Origin of the sequence: Synechococcus sp. W55.2, assembly GCF_047461635.1 — a bacterium.
Taxonomy (GTDB): Bacteria; Cyanobacteriota; Cyanobacteriia; order Thermostichales; family Thermostichaceae; genus Thermostichus.
Genome location: NZ_JANSHM010000114.1, coordinates 1 through 2,442 on the forward strand (window position 1 = coordinate 1; position 2,442 = coordinate 2,442).

Here is a 2,442-nt window from a genome sequence, read left to right on the forward strand (position 1 = left end):
TGGAAACAAACAGAATGCTATCGCTGCATAGTTGAACAGTGATGTTCAGCAGTGTTCAGCGTAAATGTATCAGAGACAAAGAATAGGAAGTATCCTCAACTTTAGGGCAACCCCCAGGCTCTGGCCCGCTCTGTCAGCCAGCCCTCAGCCCGCAAATTCTCCAGTTCTCGGCGCACCCGCAGCCGCAATTCGGCGTGCTGCAGCCCCTTGGGCATGGCAATGCCCAGCCCCACCGTTGCCAAGGGGGATCCCAGAAATTGAAACTGTTGCTCCGCAGCGCTTTCGCGACGGGGATGCTCTGCTAGCCACCCTGCCAGCACCGAGCGATCTGCTGCCCACCCCTGCACCGCCCCTTTCAGGAGCAGTTCCGCCCCTTCTCGGTAGGAATCGACAGGCACCAACTCCACCCCTGGCAGGTATCGATTCAGCAGGGGAATGGCGCTGGAACCGCGCAAGACTGCAACGCGACCGCCCCGCAAGTCTGACCAGCTTTCCCAGTTGTGGGAACGAGCCACAACCAAGCTGGGGCCATCCTGATAGTAAGCAGAAGTGAACTCCACCTGGCGCGCCCGATCCGGGGTAATGCCGATCTGAGCAATGGCCAAATCCACCTGGCCGTCAGCCAGCACCTGCAGCCGCTCTACATTCGAGACCGGCACCAACTCCACAGCCTCTGCCGAGCCCAACAGCCGGGATCCCAGCTCACAAGCCAGCTCGATCTCAAACCCCTGCAGATCCCCTTGGGGAGTGCGAAACCCCAGCGGCCTCAAGTTGTCTTTTACGGCAACGCGCAGCCGTCCAGAATCCACAATCTCCGGCCAAGGACGAGCCACAGTAGGGATCCCTCTCCCCAGGCAGGCGAGGGCCAGAATGGCTGCCAGGAAGGACTTCTGGATAGCCGTCGGAACCTCCTCAGGAGGCGCGAGACTGGCGCGCTGCCTCCACCACCTGGGTAAAGGCTTCTGGATCCAGGAAAGCCAAGCGGGCCAACATTTTGCGGTTGAGCTGGATATTGGCTTTTTTGAGACCATCGATGAACTCGTGGTAACGCAGGCCCTGGGCACGGGTGGCCGCGTTGATGCGGGTAATCCATAGGCGACGAAAATCCCGCTTCTTGCGGCGGCGATCCCGGTAGGCGCTGCGCAAAGCCTTCATCACCTGCTGGTTGGCGGTGCGGAACAGCTTTGAACCAGCTCCCCGAAAGCCTTTGGCCAGCTTGAGGATCTTTTTGCGGCGCTTGCGGGCGACATTGCCCCGTTTGACTCTCATGGCAGTAACTCAATAGGAACTTGAACAAACTCAAACTGAAGGGTAGAAGCACTCCGTCCTGCTAACGGGATCGGAACTGCTGTCGCCAATGCCAGCCCCTGAAATCTTCTTGCCGGCGCGAGCGAGATCCCGGCTAGTGGGTGTTGGGCAACATCAGGCGCACATTGACCACATCCCGCTTGTCCACCAGGGCCACACCGGCCAATTTGCGTTTGCGCTTGCTGGTTTTGTGCTCCAGCAAGTGGTTGTGCCCGGCCCTGCGACGCATAAACTTGCCGCTGCCGGTCAGGCGGAAGCGCTTGGCTGCTGCCTTGCGGGTTTTGATTTTGGGCATGATGACAACCCCAGAATATGCGGGGCCAGAGCTAAAGGTCACAGCTTTCTAGGATAAGCCATAGAAGAACAAGAGGGCAAATGCCAAGGTTCGTCCCGCTGAGGCAAGGGAAAGGGGTCGAGAAACTCTCAGGAGACTGAGTTTTGAGGCTCCAGCAGCAGCACTTGCCAGCGCAGCAAGCGTTGCAGTTGCTCAAAGCTCAGGGGGCACTCTAGGCCAGCCTGGATCTCTTGGACGGTGCGGATCCCGTCCACCTGTTGGAGAAAGGCGAAGGCTTCTTCGCTCAGGGAGATGGCTTCGTAAGCATAGTTGAAAATGCTCCGCCCCGGCCACAGACCCAGACAGGGGCTGAGGTGGGCAATGGCTGATGCTACACTTTCCGGGCTTGTCCATTCCCAGCAGCGGATGGGGGGCTTGCCGAGAAACAGCTCGTAGTGGGCTACCACCGGATCCAGCAGCTCGATCAGGCGATAGCGTTCCGGTTCCGGCAGCTGAGCCGCCTGAGCCAGCAGGGCCTCGTCCTGGCCCAACACCCGTTCCAGCCGCCAAAACTCCGGGTTGGAAAAGCGCAGAAACTGCAGTCCGGAAGCCCGGATTAATTCAAACAGAGTCTCGATGGTGTAGTCCACTTCCTGGGGGTGCAGGTACATATCGGCGAAGCATTCGTCGTCCACGTTCTCGATGGCCCAGCGGGCCCGTTCTTGCTGCTGGATGCGGTTGGTTTCCGGCAAGATCTCGAAAAGGCGGCGGCCCACCTGGAGACCCCTCTGCAATTGCTCCGCCGAGGCAAGGGTCTGGTGTTCAGAACCCGTTACCAGCAGGCGGATGGCCTTTTGCAT

The 2,442-nt window shown here is 59.4% G+C and carries 3 protein-coding genes and 1 pseudogene; all 4 read right to left on the reverse strand.

What is annotated here, in order from left to right; genetic code table 11:
* Positions 1-101: 101 nt before the first annotated feature.
* Entirely contained in the window at positions 102-833 is a 732-nt protein-coding gene (locus NW828_RS13720) for a transporter substrate-binding domain-containing protein (protein ID WP_414384459.1), read from the reverse strand.
* Positions 834-912: 79 nt separating this feature from the next.
* Complete coding sequence (gene rplT, locus NW828_RS13725; protein ID WP_011434388.1) at positions 913-1,269, reverse strand: 50S ribosomal protein L20; 357 nt, start codon at positions 1,267-1,269, stop codon at positions 913-915.
* Between the two features lie 133 nt (positions 1,270-1,402).
* The gene (rpmI, locus tag NW828_RS13730; RefSeq protein WP_011434387.1) at positions 1,403-1,603 is read right to left on the reverse strand and encodes a 50S ribosomal protein L35; all 201 of its coding nucleotides are present in this window, start codon (positions 1,601-1,603) and stop codon (positions 1,403-1,405) included.
* A gap of 128 nt (positions 1,604-1,731) precedes the next feature.
* Positions 1,732-2,442: pseudogene (locus tag NW828_RS13735) on the reverse strand (SAM-dependent methyltransferase); the annotation flags it as partial.

Bases quoted from the DNA above. Each gene is read 5' to 3' on its own strand.
- rplT (WP_011434388.1), bottom strand. From the start codon at position 1,269: ATGAGAGTCAAACGGGGCAATGTCGCCCGCAAGCGCCGCAAAAAGATC.
- rpmI (WP_011434387.1), bottom strand. From the start codon at position 1,603: ATGCCCAAAATCAAAACCCGCAAGGCAGCAGCCAAGCGCTTCCGCCTG.